17 protein-coding genes are annotated in these 17,394 nt (G+C 65.0%); 10 read left to right on the forward strand and 7 right to left on the reverse strand.

Annotated features, from left to right (window positions below; translation table 11 throughout):
• Positions 1-171: 171 nt before the first annotated feature.
• Positions 172-537 (reverse strand): Rieske (2Fe-2S) protein, encoded by a 366-nt coding sequence (locus tag BSY17_RS07325; protein ID WP_069065016.1) that lies wholly within the window; start codon positions 535-537, stop codon positions 172-174.
• A complete protein-coding gene (locus tag BSY17_RS07330; RefSeq protein ID WP_171899202.1) occupies positions 534-1,616 on the reverse strand; it encodes an acyl-CoA dehydrogenase family protein in 1,083 nt (360 codons plus the stop codon). The genes BSY17_RS07325 and BSY17_RS07330 overlap by 4 nt, the downstream gene beginning before the upstream one ends.
• A 241-nt stretch (positions 1,617-1,857) precedes the next feature.
• On the opposite strand from BSY17_RS07330, the gene BSY17_RS07335 reads away from it, so the two are divergent.
• The 7 genes from BSY17_RS07335 to BSY17_RS07365 all read left to right on the forward strand — a co-directional run bounded on the left by BSY17_RS07335 (position 1,858) and on the right by BSY17_RS07365 (position 9,187).
• Positions 1,858-2,751: a helix-turn-helix transcriptional regulator gene (locus BSY17_RS07335; protein WP_037476060.1), complete on the forward strand. Its 894-nt coding sequence runs from the start codon at positions 1,858-1,860 to the stop codon at positions 2,749-2,751.
• Between the two features lie 163 nt (positions 2,752-2,914).
• A complete protein-coding gene (locus BSY17_RS07340; protein WP_069065017.1) occupies positions 2,915-3,319 on the forward strand; it encodes a Zn-ribbon domain-containing OB-fold protein in 405 nt (134 codons plus the stop codon).
• Between the two features lie 3 nt (positions 3,320-3,322).
• Positions 3,323-4,468, forward strand: coding sequence for a thiolase family protein (locus BSY17_RS07345; protein ID WP_069065018.1), 1,146 nt, complete (start codon positions 3,323-3,325; stop codon positions 4,466-4,468).
• Position 4,469: 1 nt separating this feature from the next.
• Positions 4,470-5,678 (forward strand): acyl-CoA dehydrogenase family protein, encoded by a 1,209-nt coding sequence (locus BSY17_RS07350; protein ID WP_069065019.1) that lies wholly within the window; start codon positions 4,470-4,472, stop codon positions 5,676-5,678.
• 34 nt (positions 5,679-5,712) lie between these two features.
• Positions 5,713-6,675, forward strand: a complete 963-nt coding sequence (locus BSY17_RS07355; protein WP_069065020.1) for a thiamine pyrophosphate-dependent dehydrogenase E1 component subunit alpha — start codon at positions 5,713-5,715, stop codon at positions 6,673-6,675.
• A gap of 18 nt (positions 6,676-6,693) precedes the next feature.
• On the forward strand, positions 6,694-7,710 hold the full coding sequence (locus tag BSY17_RS07360; protein ID WP_069065021.1) for an alpha-ketoacid dehydrogenase subunit beta: 1,017 nt from the start codon (positions 6,694-6,696) through the stop codon (positions 7,708-7,710).
• Between the two features lie 7 nt (positions 7,711-7,717).
• Positions 7,718-9,187, forward strand: a complete 1,470-nt coding sequence (locus tag BSY17_RS07365; RefSeq protein ID WP_069065022.1) for a 2-oxo acid dehydrogenase subunit E2 — start codon at positions 7,718-7,720, stop codon at positions 9,185-9,187.
• Positions 9,188-9,284: 97 nt separating this feature from the next.
• On the opposite strand, the gene BSY17_RS07370 is transcribed toward BSY17_RS07365, so the two are convergent.
• The 3 genes from BSY17_RS07370 to BSY17_RS07380 all read right to left on the reverse strand — a co-directional run bounded on the left by BSY17_RS07370 (position 9,285) and on the right by BSY17_RS07380 (position 11,673).
• Positions 9,285-10,091, reverse strand: a complete 807-nt coding sequence (locus BSY17_RS07370; RefSeq protein ID WP_150125745.1) for a sugar phosphate isomerase/epimerase family protein — start codon at positions 10,089-10,091, stop codon at positions 9,285-9,287.
• A complete protein-coding gene (locus tag BSY17_RS07375; RefSeq protein WP_069065024.1) occupies positions 10,088-10,891 on the reverse strand; it encodes an SDR family NAD(P)-dependent oxidoreductase in 804 nt (267 codons plus the stop codon). Before BSY17_RS07375 ends, BSY17_RS07370 begins: the two co-directional genes overlap by 4 nt.
• Before the next feature lie 74 nt (positions 10,892-10,965).
• Positions 10,966-11,673: a TetR/AcrR family transcriptional regulator gene (locus BSY17_RS07380; RefSeq protein WP_069065025.1), complete on the reverse strand. Its 708-nt coding sequence runs from the start codon at positions 11,671-11,673 to the stop codon at positions 10,966-10,968.
• A gap of 105 nt (positions 11,674-11,778) precedes the next feature.
• On the opposite strand from BSY17_RS07380, the gene BSY17_RS07385 reads away from it, so the two are divergent.
• From BSY17_RS07385 to BSY17_RS07395, 3 genes are read left to right on the forward strand one after another with little or no spacing between them, the layout of a single operon-like run.
• The gene (locus tag BSY17_RS07385) at positions 11,779-13,092 is read left to right on the forward strand and encodes an aromatic ring-hydroxylating oxygenase subunit alpha (RefSeq protein ID WP_069065026.1); all 1,314 of its coding nucleotides are present in this window, start codon (positions 11,779-11,781) and stop codon (positions 13,090-13,092) included.
• Entirely contained in the window at positions 13,085-13,609 is a 525-nt protein-coding gene (locus tag BSY17_RS07390; RefSeq protein ID WP_069065027.1) for a nuclear transport factor 2 family protein, read from the forward strand. The genes BSY17_RS07385 and BSY17_RS07390 overlap by 8 nt, the downstream gene beginning before the upstream one ends.
• Positions 13,606-14,622 (forward strand): NADP-dependent oxidoreductase, encoded by a 1,017-nt coding sequence (locus BSY17_RS07395; RefSeq protein ID WP_069065028.1) that lies wholly within the window; start codon positions 13,606-13,608, stop codon positions 14,620-14,622. The genes BSY17_RS07390 and BSY17_RS07395 overlap by 4 nt, the downstream gene beginning before the upstream one ends.
• Before the next feature lie 126 nt (positions 14,623-14,748).
• Here BSY17_RS07395 and BSY17_RS07400 read toward each other — a convergent pair whose 3' ends face one another.
• Both BSY17_RS07400 and BSY17_RS07405 read right to left on the reverse strand, forming a co-directional pair.
• The gene (locus BSY17_RS07400; RefSeq protein WP_237236589.1) at positions 14,749-15,753 is read right to left on the reverse strand and encodes an NADP-dependent oxidoreductase; all 1,005 of its coding nucleotides are present in this window, start codon (positions 15,751-15,753) and stop codon (positions 14,749-14,751) included.
• A gap of 2 nt (positions 15,754-15,755) precedes the next feature.
• Positions 15,756-17,384, reverse strand: coding sequence for a GMC family oxidoreductase (locus tag BSY17_RS07405; protein WP_069065029.1), 1,629 nt, complete (start codon positions 17,382-17,384; stop codon positions 15,756-15,758).
• Between the last annotated feature and the right edge of the window lie 10 nt (positions 17,385-17,394).

The following is a 17,394-nucleotide window of genomic DNA, read 5'->3' on the forward strand; positions in this document are numbered from 1 at the left end:
CAGGGTGATGTCTGCCTATCCCCAACCCGTTCGCCCTGAGTAGCCGTTGAGCGAAGTCGAAACGGCGTATCGAAGGGTCACGCGCTGTGTATGATGCTTCGATACGCGCCTTCGACAAGCTCAGTCTCTACTCAGCACGAACGGTGAGAGTTAAGGGCACCCCATTCTACTTCACCCCAACGGCTTGACCGGCAAATGCTCGGCGCCCGGCGCTTCGTCCGGTACCGCCACCTCGATCCATCCGTCGGCGCTCTCGCGCCATGGGTAGAGTTTGAGCGCCTTATAGCACGCCCCGCCCAGACACTCGCCATTGTCCAGCTTGAAGCGCGCGCCGTGCAGCGGGCACATCACTGCGCCGCGCCGCACGCGGCCGCCCGGTGCCAGTTGTGCGGCGGCGTGGCTGCACCGGTTGATGAGGGCATGGACCTGCCCCTCATCCTTGCAGAGCAGCACCGGCCAGCCATTGACGATGAAGGGCATCATCGCCCGCTCCTCGATCGCGCTGGCCTCGACCACCCGATGATAGCTTTCCGTCATGCGCGCGCCTGATCCTCTCGTGCGGCCTTGGTCGTCATCGTCCTATAGGCGTCCATGTCATGATCCACATCGCCAAGCAGCGTGACAAGCGCCATCACCCGCTTGAACGCCTGACCCACCAATAATTCCTCGGTCGTGCCGATGCCGCCATGCAATTGCACCGATTCTTCGCCGATATGCACCGCGCTCTGGGCGATATAGGCCTTGGCGCCGATGATCGCTGCCGCCCGCCCGTCCGCGCCAGCCCCCGCCGCGCGATAGAGTTGCGACCGGCTGAGTTCGAGCCGCGCATAGCAATCGGCCATGCGGTGCTGCAACGCCTGGAAACTGCCGAGCGCCTGGCCGAATTGCTGCCGCGTCTTGAGATAGTCGAGCGTCGCGGCGAACATCATTTCCATGAGGCCCAGCAGTTCGGCGCTGACCGCAAGCCGCGCCTGATCCATGACGCCTGCCAGTTCCGCCTCGCCACCCGCCATCGGCTCTGCAGGCGTATCGGCAAAGCGGACATCGGCGGCATGCGAGCCATCGACCAGCCGATAGGGGTCGATGCTGACACCCGGCGCGCCCGCCTCGACCAGATGCAGCGTCAGTGGTGCGCCGTCGCCTGCGCGCGCGGCGACGATGAACCGATCGGCATGGCCGCCGCCCAGCACCATCTGCTTGACCCCGCTGATGCGGCCCCCGGTCACCCGCGTCCGCAATCGGTCGAAGCCAAAACGCGCCTGCGTCTCGAACAGAGCCAGCGCGACGATCGCCTCGCCGCCGGTAATGGCGGGCAGCAGCGCATCCTTCTGGTCCTGCGTGCCAGCCGCTGCCACCAGCCCTGCACCCATGATCAGCGCGGGCAGCACCGGCTCGACCGCGACGAAGCGACCCAGCGCTTCCATCACCGTGATGATGTCCACCGGCGAACCGCCAAAGCCGCCAGCCTCTTCGGGCAGGGCAAAGGCCAGTAGGCCGGTTTCCGCGAGCATCGCCCAATTGGCGTCGGCAAATCCGCGCGGTTCGCGCAGATAGGCCAGCCGCTTGGCCGCGTCATAGCGATCCGCCCCGAACCGCTGCACAAGGTCGCGAAGCATGGCCTGCTCATCGCTGAGATCGAAATTCAAGCCACCATCCCCCGGATTGTCATGGCTGGACCGCGCGCTGCGCCGTCCGGCTGTTGCTGTTTCATGACGCATTTATGCACGGCCAGCGGGCAGGGCGTGGACTGGATATTCCGCTAGTTTCACCATGGGCACGCTGCGCGCCGAAAACCTAACGCTAGTCATAGGTTTTTGTCGCTTGCCCGCACCCCCTGCCCATAATAGCATCTGGCGCATGGAGAGATCAGGTGACACGCTCGTCGCCCCCCGCAAGGATACCGGACAAGCCGCAAAAGTGGCGACCGATTTCCGTTCGGGCAGGCAGGTTCCAACCGCTATTTTCGCGCCCGCCGACATAAGGCCGGCGGCGGAGGCGTTGCGCGATATTGCCCGCGACCTGGGCAATTTCCGCGTCGCGGCCTGCGCCAATATCGCGTCGCGATCGCCGATGACCGATGCGGAGGGCGAAGTGCTGGCCAGCGCCGTGTTCGGCTGGCCCTCGACCAAGGAACAATGGTGGCAAAAGCCGCTGCTCGCGCTCAGTTCGCCCCTGCCCTTCGCCTGCCGCTACGAAAATGAACCCTTCTGGGCCAATGCCCATGGCATCCATACCCGCGCGCCCAATCCGCTGCTCGACCAGATCGACCTCAGCCTCTTCGAAGGCGAAGTGAATGCCAAAGCCGTGATCGTCGTGCCGGTGCATATGTCCTTTGGCCAGATCGCCGCGATCAGCTTTTCGCCGATCAACGACAAGCGCGACGACCTGTCGCGCGAGTTCGATCTCTATAGCGACCAGCTCGAATATCATGCCCGTCGCTTCGTCAACGGCTATACCCGCGTCAGCAGCCAGCGCCCCTGGATTCCCAAAAATTGCCGCCTCTCCAAGCGCGAAGTCGAATGTCTGCGCTGGGCGGCAGTGGGCAAGACGGACGCCGAAATCGCGATGATCCTCAGCCGCAGTTGCGCCACCGTGCGCTTCCACATCCATAATGCCGCGATCAAGTTGGAGGCGGTCAACCGCAGCCAGACCGTGTTCAAGGCGACGCAGCTTGGCTATCTCGGCAATGTCGCCGCCGTCATGGTCCCGCATCTGCCGCATGAAACGCAGGCGTCGGCCGCCGCGAAATAAGGTTTCTCCCCCTGAGAAAGTGTGCGGCCAGCCGGGCGACCGGCTGGCCCTTTTTTTTGTGCCCGCGCGTCCAACGACGCTGCCAACCTATGCTTTCTTACAGAAGCCTTCGCCCGTTCCGCTTCCCATAGTGGCTCCACACAAGAATGAGAGGGCTTAGACGTTGGGCGCATCAGCGATAGCGCAGGGACTGTTTCGGGAAACACCCGAACCGACCCTGATCGGCGGCCGCAACCGGGATACGGGGCGGATCGTCTTTCCCTGCCCGGACGATGCCGCGCGCTGGGAGCCGATCGACCTGCCGCGCCGCGGCACGCTCTGGTCCTGGACGGTCCAGCGCTTCCGCCCCAAATCGCCGCCTTATATCGGGCCGGAAGCATTCACCCCCTTCGCCATCGGCTATGTCGAACTGCCGGGTGCGACGATCGTGGAAACGCAGATCGTGGGCGCGGACTTCGATAGCCTGACGATCGGCATGGCGATGGACCTGGTCACGACCGACTTCGCCATCGCCACCAATGGCGATGCGATCCGCCTTTACGCCTTTACCCCTGCCACGGAGGCCTGAGCCATGCAGGACGTCTATATCGTCGGGATCGGCATCCACCCCTTTGGCCGCAGCGAAGGCCTGAGCGGTCTGCAACAGGGGGCCAATGCCGCCCGCGCCGCCATGGCCGACGCAGGGCTTGAGTGGCCCGACATGGAGTTCGGTTTTGGCGGATCGGATTCGGCGGGCAATGCGGACACGATCGTCAATGAGTTGGGCCTGACCGGCCTGCCCTTCATCAATGTCAAAAATGGCTGCGCCACTGGCGGATCGGCGCTGATCGGTTCCTGGCAGGCGATTGCGTCGGGCGCGCATGATGTCGGCATCGCCATCGGCTTCGACAAGCATCCGCGCGGCGCGTTCAACGCCATGCCCGCCGAATATAGTCTGCCCGAATGGTATGGCGAAGCGGGCTTCATGGTCACGACGCAGTTCTTCGCCATGAAGCTGCAACGCTATATGGCGCTGCACGGCATCAGCCCGACGTCGCTGGGCCGCGTAGCGGAAAAGGCGTTTCGCAACGCGGTCCATGCCGACCATGCCTGGCGGCGCGCGCCGGTCGATCTCGACACCATCCTCAACGCACCGATGATCAGCGACCCGCTGACCAAATATATGTTCTGCTCGCCGGCCGAAGGCGGCGTCGCGCTGGTGCTGGCCAGCGCCAAGAAGGCGCGCGAACTCGGCCGTGATAAGGTGCGGATCAAGGCCGCGGTCATCCGCACCCGCCCGCCCGGATCGTTCGAGGTGTTCGCCCCGTCGATGGACATAGAACGCGGCGGCGCGCCGACCCTGCTCGCCAGCAAGGCGGCATACGAGATGGCCGGGATCGGCCCGGAAGATATCGACCTCGCCCAATTGCAGGACACCGAATCCGGCGCGGAAATCATGCACATGGCCGAAAACGGCTTTTGCGCCGATGGCGATCAAGAAGAATGGCTGGCCAATGGCTGGACCAACATCGACGGTCGCCTGCCGGTCAACACCGATGGTGGGTGCCTCGCCTGTGGCGAGCCGATCGGCGCGTCGGGCCTGCGCCAGGTCTATGAAAATGCGCTGCAACTGCGCGGATTGGGTGGCGGGCGGCAAGTGCCCGGCGATCCGCGTACGGCCTATTCCCATGTCTACGGCGCGCCCGGCATTTCCGGCGTGACCATTTTGGAACGATAAGATGGACCTAGATTTCTCCCCCCAGGATCAGGCGTTCCGCGCCGAAGTCCGCCGCTTCCTCGACGATAATCTGCCCCAGCATCTGCGCGAAGGCATGCGCGCAACGCCGGGCGTGTTCGTGGAGCCCGATATTGGCGGCGAGTGGCAGGCGATCCTGCGCGCCAAGGGCTGGCTTGCCTATAATTGGCCGACCGACTGCGGCGGCACCGGCTGGACGCCGATCCAGCGATACATCTTTGAAAAGGAATGCGCGCTCGCCGACGCGCCCAGCCTGCCGGTGCTGAGCCTCAAGCTGCTCGGCCCGGTCATCTGCCATTTCGGCACCGAGGAACAAAAGGCCTATTTCCTGCCCCGCATTTTGGATGGCACGGATTTCTGGTGCCAGGGTTTTTCAGAGCCCGGCTCCGGCTCCGACCTCGCCAGCCTCAAGACGCGCGCGGACCGCAAGGATGGCCATTATGTCGTCAACGGCCGCAAGCTGTGGACCACCCACGCCCATCACGCCTCGCACATCTTCTGCCTCGCCAAGACTGATCCCACCGCCAAGCTGCAGCGCGCGATCAGCTTCCTGCTGATCGACATGGCCCAGCCGGGCATCGAAGTGCGGCCGATCATGGGCCTCGCGGGCGATCATGAGGTGAACGAAGTCTATCTCGACGATGCGGTGACCCCCCTCGATCATCTGGTGGGCGAAGAAGGCCAAGGCTGGACCATCGCCAAATTCCTGCTGGAAAATGAGCGCGGTGGCGCGTGCCACGCCCCCAAATTGCTGTCGGACATCGCCAAGCTGCGCACCGCAGCTCTTACCGAACCCGACGGCAAGGACGGCTGCATGGCCGACGACCCGCATTATATGGCGCGACTCGCCCGCGCGGAACTGGAGGCGCAGGCGCTCGAAATGACCGAGATGCGGGTGCTGGCCGAAATGGCCAAGGGCTTGCCGCCCGGCCCACAAACCTCGCTGTCCAAGCTGGTCGCGTCCACCCTGCGCCAGCAGGTCGATGGCCTCGCGGTCCAGCTTTATGGCTATGCCGGCATTGCGCTGGAGGAACAGCGGCCGCTCTACGGCAATCAGGCCCCGCCCGCCCTCCATGGCAAGCCCGCGCAGCTTGCCGCGCCGCGCTATCTTAATTCGCGCGCCTGGACCATCTTTGGCGGGACCAATGAGGTTCAACGCAATATCATAGCCAAAACGGTGCTGGGGCTGTGACCGCCACCAGAGTCGATCGACCAGGAGAGAATAGATGCAATTGAGCCGCGAGGCACTGATCCGGGCCTATCGTCAGATGAAGACGATCCGCCTGTTCGAAGAGCGTCTGCACGATGAGATCGCGCTGGGCGAAATCGCCGGCTTCACCCATCTCTATGCGGGGCAGGAAGCCTGCGCGGTGGGCGTGTGCGAGCATCTGGGACCGACCGACTATATCATCTCGACCCATCGCGGCCATGGCCATTGCATCGCCAAGGGCTGCGACGTCATGGCGATGATGAAGGAAATCTACGGATCGCGTGATGGCCTGTGCAAGGGCAAGAGCGGCTCCATGCACATTGCCGACATAGGCGTCGGCATGCTCGGCGCTAACGGCATCGTCGGCGCGGGCGCACCGATCGCAGTGGGTGCTGGCATCACCGCCAAGAGCAACGGCACCGTCTCGATCGCCTTCTCCGGCGACGGGGCGTGCAACCAGGGCACGACCTTCGAAGCCATGAACATGGCGGTGGTGCTGAAACTGCCGGTCATCTTCGTGTTCGAAAATAACCATTATTCCGAACATACCGGCGAAGCCTATGCCGTTGGCGCGGAAAGCATGACCGTCCGCTCCGCTGCCTTCGGCATGAAGGCGATCAAGGCCAATGGCATCGACTTTTTCAGCGTTTATGACGCAATGCGCGAGCTGATCGATTACTGCAAGGCAGGCAACGGCCCGGCCTCGATCGAGCTGGATTGCGAGCGTTTCTACGGCCATTTCGAGGGCGATCCGCAACGCTATCGCGGCCCCGGCGAACTTGACCGCATCCGCGAGGAGCGCGACTGCCTCAAGACCTTCCGCACGCGCGTTACCGAAGCCAAGCTGCTCGACGGGGCCGAACTCGACGCGGTCGATGCCGAAGTCACCGACCTCATCGACCGCGCGGTTGCCGAAGCGCAGACCGCCGCCCGCCCCACCGCTGCCGACGTCCTGGAAGACGTCTATATCAGCTACTGACGCCAGAGGGATCGACACATGGCTATCAAGATGATCCGCGACGTCATTCGCGACACGATCGATGCGGAAATGGAACGGGACGACAGCGTCATCATGCTGGGCGAGGATATCGTCGGCGGCCATGGCGCGCCCGGCGGCCCCGAAGCGATCGGCGGCATATGGGGCACGTCGGGCGGGCTATGGGCCAAATATGGCTCTGACCGCGTGATCGACACCCCGATTTCGGAAAGCGCCATCATCGGCGCGGCGTCCGGCGCGGCGCTGACCGGCAAGCGCGCCATCGCCGAAATCATGTTCGCCGACTTCATCGGCGTGTGCATGGACCAGATCTGGAACCAGGCGGCCAAGTTTCGCTATATGTTCGGCGGCAAGTCCAAATGCCCGCTGGTCATCCGCATGCCCTATGGTGCCGGTTTCAACGCCGCGCCCCAGCATAGCCAGGTGATCCATCAGTTCGTCACCGCCATGCCGGGGCTGAAGGTCGTCATGCCCTCCACCCCCGCCGATACCAAGGGGCTGCTGACCCAGGCGATCCGCGACGATGATCCGGTGATCTTCCTTGAACATAAGGCGCTTTATGGCGTGAAGGGGGAAGTGCCCGATGGCGACTACACCATCCCCTTCGGCCATGCCCGGCATGTCACGCAGGGCGATGACATCACCATTCTCGCCACCGGCATGATGGTTGGCTTTGCCGAAAAGGCGGCAGCACAGCTTGCCCAGGACGGCATCGGTTGCGACCTGCTCGACCTGCGCACCACCAGCCCGCTGGATGTCGAGGCAATCCTCGACAGCGTCGAACGCACCGGTCGCCTGCTGATCGTCGACGAAGCCCCGCCGCGCTGCTCCTTCGCGACCGACCTGTCGGCGCTGGTGGCGCAAAAGGCGTTCGCCTCGCTCAAGGCGCCGATCGAGATGGTGACACCGCCACACAGCCCCGTCCCCTTCGCACGGGAACTCGAATCCGCCTATCTGCCCTCGCCCGACAAGATCGTGGCGGCGGCGGTGCAGCTCCTATCCTATCGGCGGGGATAAGCATATCATGGCCACTCTGCGCGCATATGCGATGCCCAAATGGGGCATAGAAATGACCGAAGGCGTCGTTGCCGAATGGATGGTCGCCGAAGGCGTGCCGTTCAAGAAGGGCGACCTGCTCGCCCTTATTGAAACCGACAAGATCACCAATGAAATCGAGGCCGAAGCCGACGGGATGTTCCCGCGCCTCATCGCCCAGCAGGGCAGCACTTATGCCGTGGGCGAACTGATCGCCGTGCTGGCGGGACCGGACGATAAGGTCAGCGCCGACGAGGTCGATACCTTTGTCGCCGGGTTCAAGCCTGCCGACACCAAGGTCGCGTCCAAGGCTGGTGCCGCCTCGCCACCGCCCACTACGCCGGAACCGGAACCAGCACCGGCACCGGCACCGGCACCACAGGTCGCTATCGCCGACGACGCGAATATCAGCCCCGCTGCCCGCGCCTTTGCGCAGGCGAATGGCGTGGACATCACCGCGCTCACCGGCTCCGGTCCCAATGGTCGCCTGACCTTCCAGGACGTGCAGCAGGCCAGCCTGCCCCCGGTCGCGATCGGCGGCGGCGCGGCGGTGGACCTGACGCCCGTCGGCAACGAATTGGGCGAGGTTTTCGCCAGCCCGCTCGCCAAGCGCCTCGCGGTGCAACATGGCGTGGACCTCCATGGTCTGACCGGCACAGGCCCCAAGGGCCGGATCGGCAAGGCGGACGTGCTGGCCAAGGTCAAGCCGGTCGAAGCCCCCGCCGCTGCGCATGCCGCCCAAGCCCCGGCCCCCGCCGACTTTGCCCGGCCACCCGCTGGCAGCGCAGAGGTCGTCAAAATGTCGCCCATGCGCAAGGCGATTGCCAAAGCGCTCAGCCACAGCAAATCGACCATCCCGCATTTCTACCTGCGCTCGGCGGTCAGGATTGACGCAATCCTGGGCCTGCGCGCGCAGGCGAAGGCGGCGACCGGCGAAGCGCCCAGCATCAACGACTATCTCGTGCGTGCCTGCGCCCTGGCGCTCGCCCGGCATCCCGATGTCAATGTGCAGGTCCATGGCGATGAAATCCATCGCTTCGCCAGCGCCGACATCGCCGTCGCCGTCGCGACCGATAAGGGCCTCATCACCCCGATCGTGAAAGGCGCCGATACCCTCTCCGTCGCCGCCATTTCGCGCACGGTAAAGGCGCTGGCCGACAAGGCCCGCACCGGTAAGCTGCAACCCGACGAGTTCCAGGGCGGCAGCTTTTCGATCAGCAACCTCGGCATGTTCGGCATCGACCAGTTCGATGCGATCATCAACCCGCCGCAGGGCGCGATCCTGGCCGTGGGCGCGGGCAGCCGCCAACCGATCGAAATCGGCAATGCCCTCGCCTTCGCCACCGTCGTCCAGCTCTCCCTCTCCTGCGACCACCGCGCGATCGACGGCGCAGTGGGTGCGGACTTCATGCGCACGCTCAAGGGCTTGATCGAAGAACCCACGCTGCTGGTGGGGTAGGCATTAACTGTTCCCCGGCGAAGGCCGGGGTCCAGTTCAGACCGTGGGACTGGACCCCGGCCTTCGCCGGGGAACGGCAATGTTAGCAGACAAGCCGTTACGCCACACCCCGTCCCGCCATCCAAGCCCGCGTCGTCGCCAACATCCGCGCCGCGCGTTCGTTGAGGTCCGGCCACCCCTCCCGCAACGCGATCGACCGTTCCTCGACAGCCACCGGCAGCCCCGGCGGTATCGCCTCCAGCAGCGCCCCGATTGGCAATCCCCCCGCGCCCAGCGCCACGCGCCCGTCGATCGCCTCGGTCAGGATCGCGTCCGAATCGGCCGGGTCCGCGCCGGGGTCGGGCGCATCGCATAATTGCACATAGCTCAGCCACGCGCGCGGCACCGCGGCCACCTCCGCCAGCGTCCCGCCCGACCGCCGCCAATGCAGCGCGTCGATCAACAGCCCCATCGCCGGATGATCGATCGCGCGCAGTATCGCGCTCGCCTGCCCGATCGTCTTGACCTCGGTGAAAATGCCGAATTCCAGGTTGATGCGGATCGCGTCCCCTGCCCGCTCGGCCAATATCGCCAGTTTGTCGCGCGTCGCCGCATCGTCGGGATCGCTGCTGACGCACAACACATTCCGCGCGCCCAGTTCCATCCCCACATCGACCAGCCGCAGATGGTCGGGATCAGGCGGCCCCGGCTTGATCCACACCACTTCGATGTCGATCAGCGGCAGGCCCGTGTCGCGCAACGCGGCCTTCACCTGCCGCGTCGTCGCATCCGTCCACTCCGCCGCCTCGAACCACATGCCGCCATAATCGAACCCGGCCCGCGCCGCCGCCTCCACCAATTGCAGCGGCGTCGCTTCGGGCATGATGCCCGACGCCATGCAAAGTGGTGGCGTGGCGCGTGTCACGCCCCTGCGGCAGCCATCGCGGCGGCGACCGACGCCTCGATATCCGCCTTGGTCGGATTGGCGCGCAGGGTCAGCCCGCCATTCACCTGCAAATTCTGACCCGTCATGAAACAGGCATCGCTGGCCAGGAACACGCACGCCTCGGCCACATCCTCCGACGTGCCATAGCGCCCCAGCGGATAGCCCTTGCGAAACGCGTCCATCAATCCTGGCACCGCCGCCGCATCAGCCGTCATCGGCGTTTCGGTGATGCCCGGCGACACGCTGTTGGCGCGAATACCCATGGCCCCGAATTCATTCGCGACGGTGCGGACCAGATGATCGGTGCCCGCCTTGGTCGCCATATAGGCGGCGTGGTCGTGGAACATGATCGTCGCCGTCGCCGAACTGATCTGGATGATCGACCCGCCGCCGCGCCGCTCCATCGCCGGGATCAGCGCCTGGAAAAACTGGAACGGCCCGCGCAGTTGCAGCGCATACATAGCGTCCAGATCGTCCTGCGTCGTCTCCAGAAACGGCTTGAGCAGCCCCCAGCCGGTCGCGTTGATCGCAATATCGACCCCGCCCAGTGCCGCTTCGGTGTCGGACACCGCCGTCTTTATGCTCTGCTGGTCCGTCATGTCGCAGGCGACGGCGACCCCGCCAATCTCGTCGGCAAAGGCGGACAGCGCGTCGGCCTTGCGCCCCGCCACCGCGACCCGCGCCCCTTCGGCGGTCAGGCGTCGGGCGATGACCTGCGCCATATTATCCTTGCCGGCCGCGCCGACCACCAATGCCGTCTTGCCGTTCAACCTGCCCATCATCTCTTCCTTCGCGCATCTATTTTACGCGCCAAGGTAACGGGCCGGGACGATGCGCCAAACTCGGCTTTATGCTAGGCCACCCGCCCCAGTCCGGTGAAGCCCGCGCCGACGAAGTCCACCATCCGCTCGACCATCGCGTCCAGATCGCTGGAGCTGAACCGCCCGCCCGACTGGCGATCCAACATGCCGCTTTCGGCCAATATATGCGTGATCATCGCCTGGAAAAAGAAGAACCCCCACTGCACATCGCCCTCGTCCATCTCCGGGTGCAGCGCGCGCAACGCCTCGACATAGGCGGCGATCACATCGTCGAAATGCTGGCGAAACGGCGATATGAACGCTTCCTGCTGCGGCATGTTCGCCACCAGCGCCATCAGCCGGATATAATTTTTCCACCCCGCCCCGCCGCGCATCGATCGGTCGACGATCGGCGTGATGAAGGCGCGGATGATCGCGCGGCGGCGGGTCGCCTGATCGCCCGTCGCGCGCAGCGCCTGTGCCAGCGCGTCCGCCATGCCCGCGACATGCGCATCCGCTCGCCGGTCGATCACCGCGCCGAACAAATCTTCCTTCGACCCGAAATGATAATGGGTCAGCGCCACCTGCACCCCGGCCTGCGTCGCAATGTCGCGCAGCGACACGCCATGATAGCCCCGGATCGAAAAGAGCGACTCCGCCGCGTCCAATATCCTGGCCGCCGTATCGGGTGCCCGCCGCCGATCGAGTTTCGGCGCTGCCTCCGCCCCCTCGATGCCACCTGTCGTTTCCGCTAGTTTCAACGCTTTCCTGCCCATCGGACAGCTATGGCGAAGATATTGACAGGCAGCAACCGATCGGGGTAAATTTAGTCGATCGTTCAACTAAAATAATAGCGAGAGGGTATCATGACCATCGAGTCTTTTCTGGGCCGCGCGATTGCCGCCTATGATCCGCCCGTGCGCGGTGACCGTATCACGGGCGAACGCTATCATGAAAAGCGCTGGGCGGACGCCGAATGGGCGCATGTCTGGACCAAGGCCTGGCATATCGGCGGCATGGCCGCCGACCTTGAAGAGGCAGGCGACTTCCTGACCCATAATATCGGCCGGGAATCGGTGGTCATGCTCTGCCAGGAGGATGGATCGGTCAAAGCCTTCTACAATGCCTGCAAACATCGCGGCTATCGCCTCGCCTGGACCGAAGTCGGCGGTTCGCCCTTCCTCACCTGCGGCTATCATGGCTGGAAATATGCGCCCGACGGCACGCTCGCCCATGTCCAAGACCCCGATGATTTTCCCGGCGGCTCGCCCTGCGGTAAGGTGAAGCTGGAGGAAATCCCCTGCACCGTCTGGGGTGGCTTCGTCTGGTTCACCATGGATCGCGATGCCGCACCGCTCAAGACATGGCTGGGCGCAGCGGGCGAACAGCTCGAACAATGGCAGATGGGCAAGATGACCCGCGTGCTGGCGCTCAGTTCCGACGTGCCCTGCAACTGGAAGATCATCCGCGACAATTTCAACGAAAGCTATCACCTCCCCAATCTCCACCCGCAAATCGCCGGGTCGATCGACGACGCGCTGGAAGGCACCATCTTCGAGATGAACCCCGAAGGCCATAATTGCATGATCATGCGCGGCCTCAAGCCATCGGGCCGCTATCCCACCTCCGACATCCTCGAAATGCCGCTGGCCCAGGCGCTCGAATATTGGGAGCTGGACCCCAAGGATTTCGAAGGCCGCGCCAGCCAGGCGCGCGACGCCATCCTCGCGCAAAAGCGCAAGCTGGGCGCGGAAAAAGGCTATGCCCATTATGCGACCATGGGCGACAGCGAGATTGTGGATTATCACCACTATACGCTCTTCCCCAACATCACTTTTACGATGTGGCCGGACGGATTCCAGTTGCTGCGGTCCGAACCGCACCCGACCGACCCCGAACGCTGCATCTTCGACCATTGGTTCATGGCGCATGAAATGCCCGGCAGCGATGTCGTGATGGGACCGATGGGGCCGACCCCCTTCCGCCATGTCGAGCGCGAAAAGATCGAGTTCGGCACCAGGTCGCTGGGCGATGTCGCCGATCAGGATATGAGCGTTGCGATCGGCCAGCAACTCGGCCTCCATTCGCGCGGCTTTACCGGCGGCATCCTGCCCAATCAGGAAAAGCGGGTGCAGATGTTCCATGAAAAGCTGAACGACGTCTGCGGCATCCATGACTGATCCCGCGCTGATCGACGCCCTCGTCGCGAAGCAGCAGATTGCCGACCTGACCGCCGCTTATTGCCGGGGCGTCGATCGTGCCGATGCGGCGTTGCTGGGTTCGCTCTTTCATGCCGACAGCCATGTCGAAAGCGGCCCCTTCAACGGCAGCGGTCAGGATTTCGCCCGCGAAATCTGCGCCATCGTCCGCACCGTCTTCACCCAGACCAGCCACGCCAATGCGCATCAATGGGTGGAGGTCGCTGGCGACAGCGCGAAGGGCGAAACCTATGTCACCGCGCTCGCCACTCCGCGCGGGCAAGAGGGCGATCCCATCCATATGCTGACCGGCGGCCGCTATCTCGACCGCTTCGTCCGCACCAACGGCACCTGGCAATTCATCGAAAGGCGCTTCGTGTGCGACTGGGTCGTCCGCCAGCCCGCCGGTGGCGGCGACGACCTTTATGCCGGTTTCCTGCGCGGCGCGCAGGGACCGTCCGATCCCGTCCATAGCCTCTGGGGAAACACCGTATCATGACCGCCTCCGTCAATCGCCGTTTCCTCCTCGTCTCCCGCCCCGACGGCTCGCCGCGCGAAAGCGACTTCCGGTTGGAGGACAGTCCCGTCCCCACGCCCGGCCCCGGCGAAATCCTCATTCGCAACCAATATGCCTCGCTCGACCCCGCCATCCGCGGCTGGCTTGACGATGCGCCAAGCTATCTGCCCCCCATCGCCATAGGCGATCCGGTGCGCGCTTCCACCATCGGCACGGTCGAGGCGAGCGGGGTCGAGCGCTTCAAGCCGGGCGATTGGGTCATGGGGCTGAACGCGATCGAGGCATATAGCCTCGTCACCCCCAATGACTTCATGCACCCGATCGACGTGTCGGCGGCCCCTTCGGTCACCAGTTACCTCTCCGCCATGGGCGCGGTCGGTCTCACCGCCTGGTTCGGCGTCAGCGACGCGATGCAGCCGCAACCCGGTCAGACCGTGCTGGTCAGCGGCGCGGCGGGCGCGGTCGGCTCGATGGTCGGGCAACTCGCCAAATTGCGCGGCGCGCGCGTGGTCGGCATTGCCGGGGGCGCGACCAAATGCGCGCGATTGACCGACCGCTATGGCTTCGACGCGGCGATCGACTATCGCGGCAAGGACGAAGCGGCACTCGCCGATGCCATCGCCAGCGCCTGCCCGGACGGCATCGATCATGTCTTCGAAAATGTCGGCGGCGTCTGCCTCGACGCCGCCTTGCGCCACATCAACCAGGACGCACAGATCCTCCTGTGCGGCCTCATCTCGGAATATAATGGCGACCCCCACGGCGCGCGCAACATCTGGCAACTGATCGTCAAGACCGCCACCATGCGCGGCTTCCTCATCGCCCGCTATGCCGACCGCTTCCCCGAAGGCAGCCAGGCCATTGCCGCCTTGATCGGCGAGGGCAAGCTCGTCTTCGACGAACATATCGAACAGGGCATCGACAACGCCTACCCCGCCTTCATGCGCCTCTTCGACGGCAGCAACGACGGCAAGATGATCCTGAAACTGACCTGAAATGCGGCGGTGTAAGGGGGGCGTTGCGCAATTCGCACCGCCCCCCAAATCTCGTCATCCCCGCGAAGGCGGGGACCCATCTCCCAACCTAAAATCAAGGCGATAAGGTGGGAGATAGGCCCTCCCTCAAACCCGCAAAATCTGCTTCCCCCGGTTCGCGCCCGTGAACAGCCGCGCCAGCGCCGCCGGGGCCGCTTCGAACCCCTGCTGCTCATCGACCTGCCATTGCAGCCGCCCCGCCAGCACCAGCGCCGCCAGCCGATCGCGCATCGCGCCCCAGCGTGGCTGTTCGTCCAAAATGATGAACCCCTCCATCCGCGCCCGGCGCAGGATCAGGTTGAAATAATTGCCTGGCCCGGCAATCTCGCCGCCCTGTTCATAGCGGCTGATCCCGCCGCACAGCACCACCCGCGCGCCGATCGCGAGTCGGCCCAGCATCGCGTCCAGCACCACGCCGCCGACATTGTCATAGACGATGTCGCACCCCTTGGGCACCAGCGCCTTGAGCTGCGCCGCGACCTTGCCCTCGCGATAGTCGATCGCCGCGTCGAACCCGGCCTCCTGCGTCAGCCAGGCGCATTTTTCCGCGCCACCCGCAATGCCGATGACATGGCCGCCCGCGACCTTGGCCAATTGCCCCGCGACCGATCCGGTCGCTCCGGCCGCGCCGGACACCACCACGACATCGCCCGCCACCGGGCGGCCGATCGCGTGAAAGCCGTGCCAGGCGGTCAGGCCCGGTATCCCCAACACGCCCAGCATCGCATGGGGCGGCAGGTCGGGGTGGCAGACATCGAAGCCCTCGCCATCGCTCACCAGATATTCCGTCCAGCCGGTCATCCCCGCGACCATCGTACCGACCGGCCAGCGGCCATCCCGGCTCTCGACCACCTCCGCGACGCCCATGCCGCGCATCACATCGCCCAGCTCGATCGGCGCGACATAGCCGCCGAAATTCTCCATCCACCCCTTTTGCGCGGGCTCGAAACCCAGCCAGCGCACCGCCAGCAGCATCTCGCCCGCGCCCGCCACTGGCATCGGCACCTGCGCCAAGCGGAAGTCGCCATCAGCGAGCGCACGCCCGACCGGTCGGTCCGCCAAGTGCCATTGCCGCATCATCGCCTTCTCCATCGTCACGCCTTGCCCAAGATGATCTGCGCCGCCCGCCAGCCCAGCGCCATCGCGGGCGCATTGGTATTGCCGCTAATGAGACGAGGCATCACCGAACAATCGGCGACGCGCAGCCCCTCGACCCCATGAACCTTCAACGCCGGATCGACCACCGCCTCGTCCGCCGCGCCCATCCGGCACGTCCCCACGCCATGCAATCCACTGGTCGAGAGCGACCGGAAACTCTCCAGCAGCGCATCGTCATCCTGCACCGCCGCGCCGGGGATCAGTTCCTCGCCAACATCGCCCGCCAGCGCCGCCTGCCCCACATAGGCGCGCATCAGCCGGATCGCTGCAATCGCCGAACCTTTGTCCGCTTCGCTGTCCAGCCAGTTCGGCGTGACCGCCACGCCATCCCCCGGTTCGCGGCCCCGCGCTTGCACTTCCCCCTCGCTGCTCTGCCGCAACAGGCTGCCCGACACGGTGAGGCCCGGCCGCTTGTCGATATTGCCGAGCGGTACGGCATCATTCGCATCGCCCAGCGCGAACATATAGCCGCTCAAGTAGAGTTGCAGATCGGTGCGCGGTCCCGTGACCCCGGTGGACAGGAACGCTCCTACCTCGAACGGCCCCGTCGCCATCGGCCCGTCCCGCCGCAGATAATAGCGCGCGACCGACGCCAGCAGCCCCAACCCTTGATAGCGCCCCTGGATGCCGCTGTTCCGCTGCAAGCGGAACGGCATGGAGTAGGACAGATGCTCCAGCATATGCCGCCCGACATGGGGGTTATGATGTCGCACCGCGATCCCGCTCGCGGCCAGCGCATCGCCATCGCCGATGCCCGACCGCTGGAGGATCTGCGGGCTTTCGATCGTCCCAGCGCAGACGATCACCTCGCCATCGCAATCCACGCTGAACGGCCCGCGCTCGCCATGGAGCAGTTCGACCCCGACCGCCCGGCCATTGGACAGCCGCACATGGCGCAGCAGCGTGTCGGTCATGACCGTGAAATTGCCGCGTTGCATCGCCGGACGCAGGAACACCTTGGCCCCGCTCTCGCGCCGCCCCTTGCGGATATTATGGCAATAATAGCCGACCCGTCCGCCGACCACGCTATTGAGATCATCGGTGCGCGGCAGGCCCATCTGCTCGCCCGCCGCGATCAGCCGCTCGGCCAGCGGATAGCGATAGGTCCGCTGCGTCACATGCACCGGCCCGCCTTCCCCACGCAGCGCGCTGCCGCCCAGCCCATGATCCTCGATCGCGCGAAAGGCGGCGATCATCGACCCGGCATTCCATCCGGTGGCGCCCGCCGCTTCCCAATCGTCATAATCCTGTGGCTCGCCCCGGCTCCAGATCATGCCGTTGATCGCCGACGATCCGCCCAGCCCCTTGCCCCTGATCCACATCTCCTGCGGCGGTTCGTCCGGGCGGCGCGGCTGGGCGACCGGATAGGCCCAGATATGCGCCGGGTTCGACACCAGCTTCGCAATCCCCTTGGGCATGGCGATCAGCGGCGACCGGTCCGGCCCGCCCGCTTCGACCAGCAGCACCCGATTGCGCGGATCGGCGGACAGCCGCTCGGCCAGCACGCAGCCGGTCGACCCTGCGCCGATGATGATATAGTCGAACCGTTCGGGCAGGTCGGCCATGCGTCGCTCC

The sequence above is a fragment of the Sphingobium sp. RAC03 genome (assembly GCF_001713415.1).
In the GTDB taxonomy this organism is placed as follows: Bacteria; Pseudomonadota; Alphaproteobacteria; order Sphingomonadales; family Sphingomonadaceae; genus Sphingobium.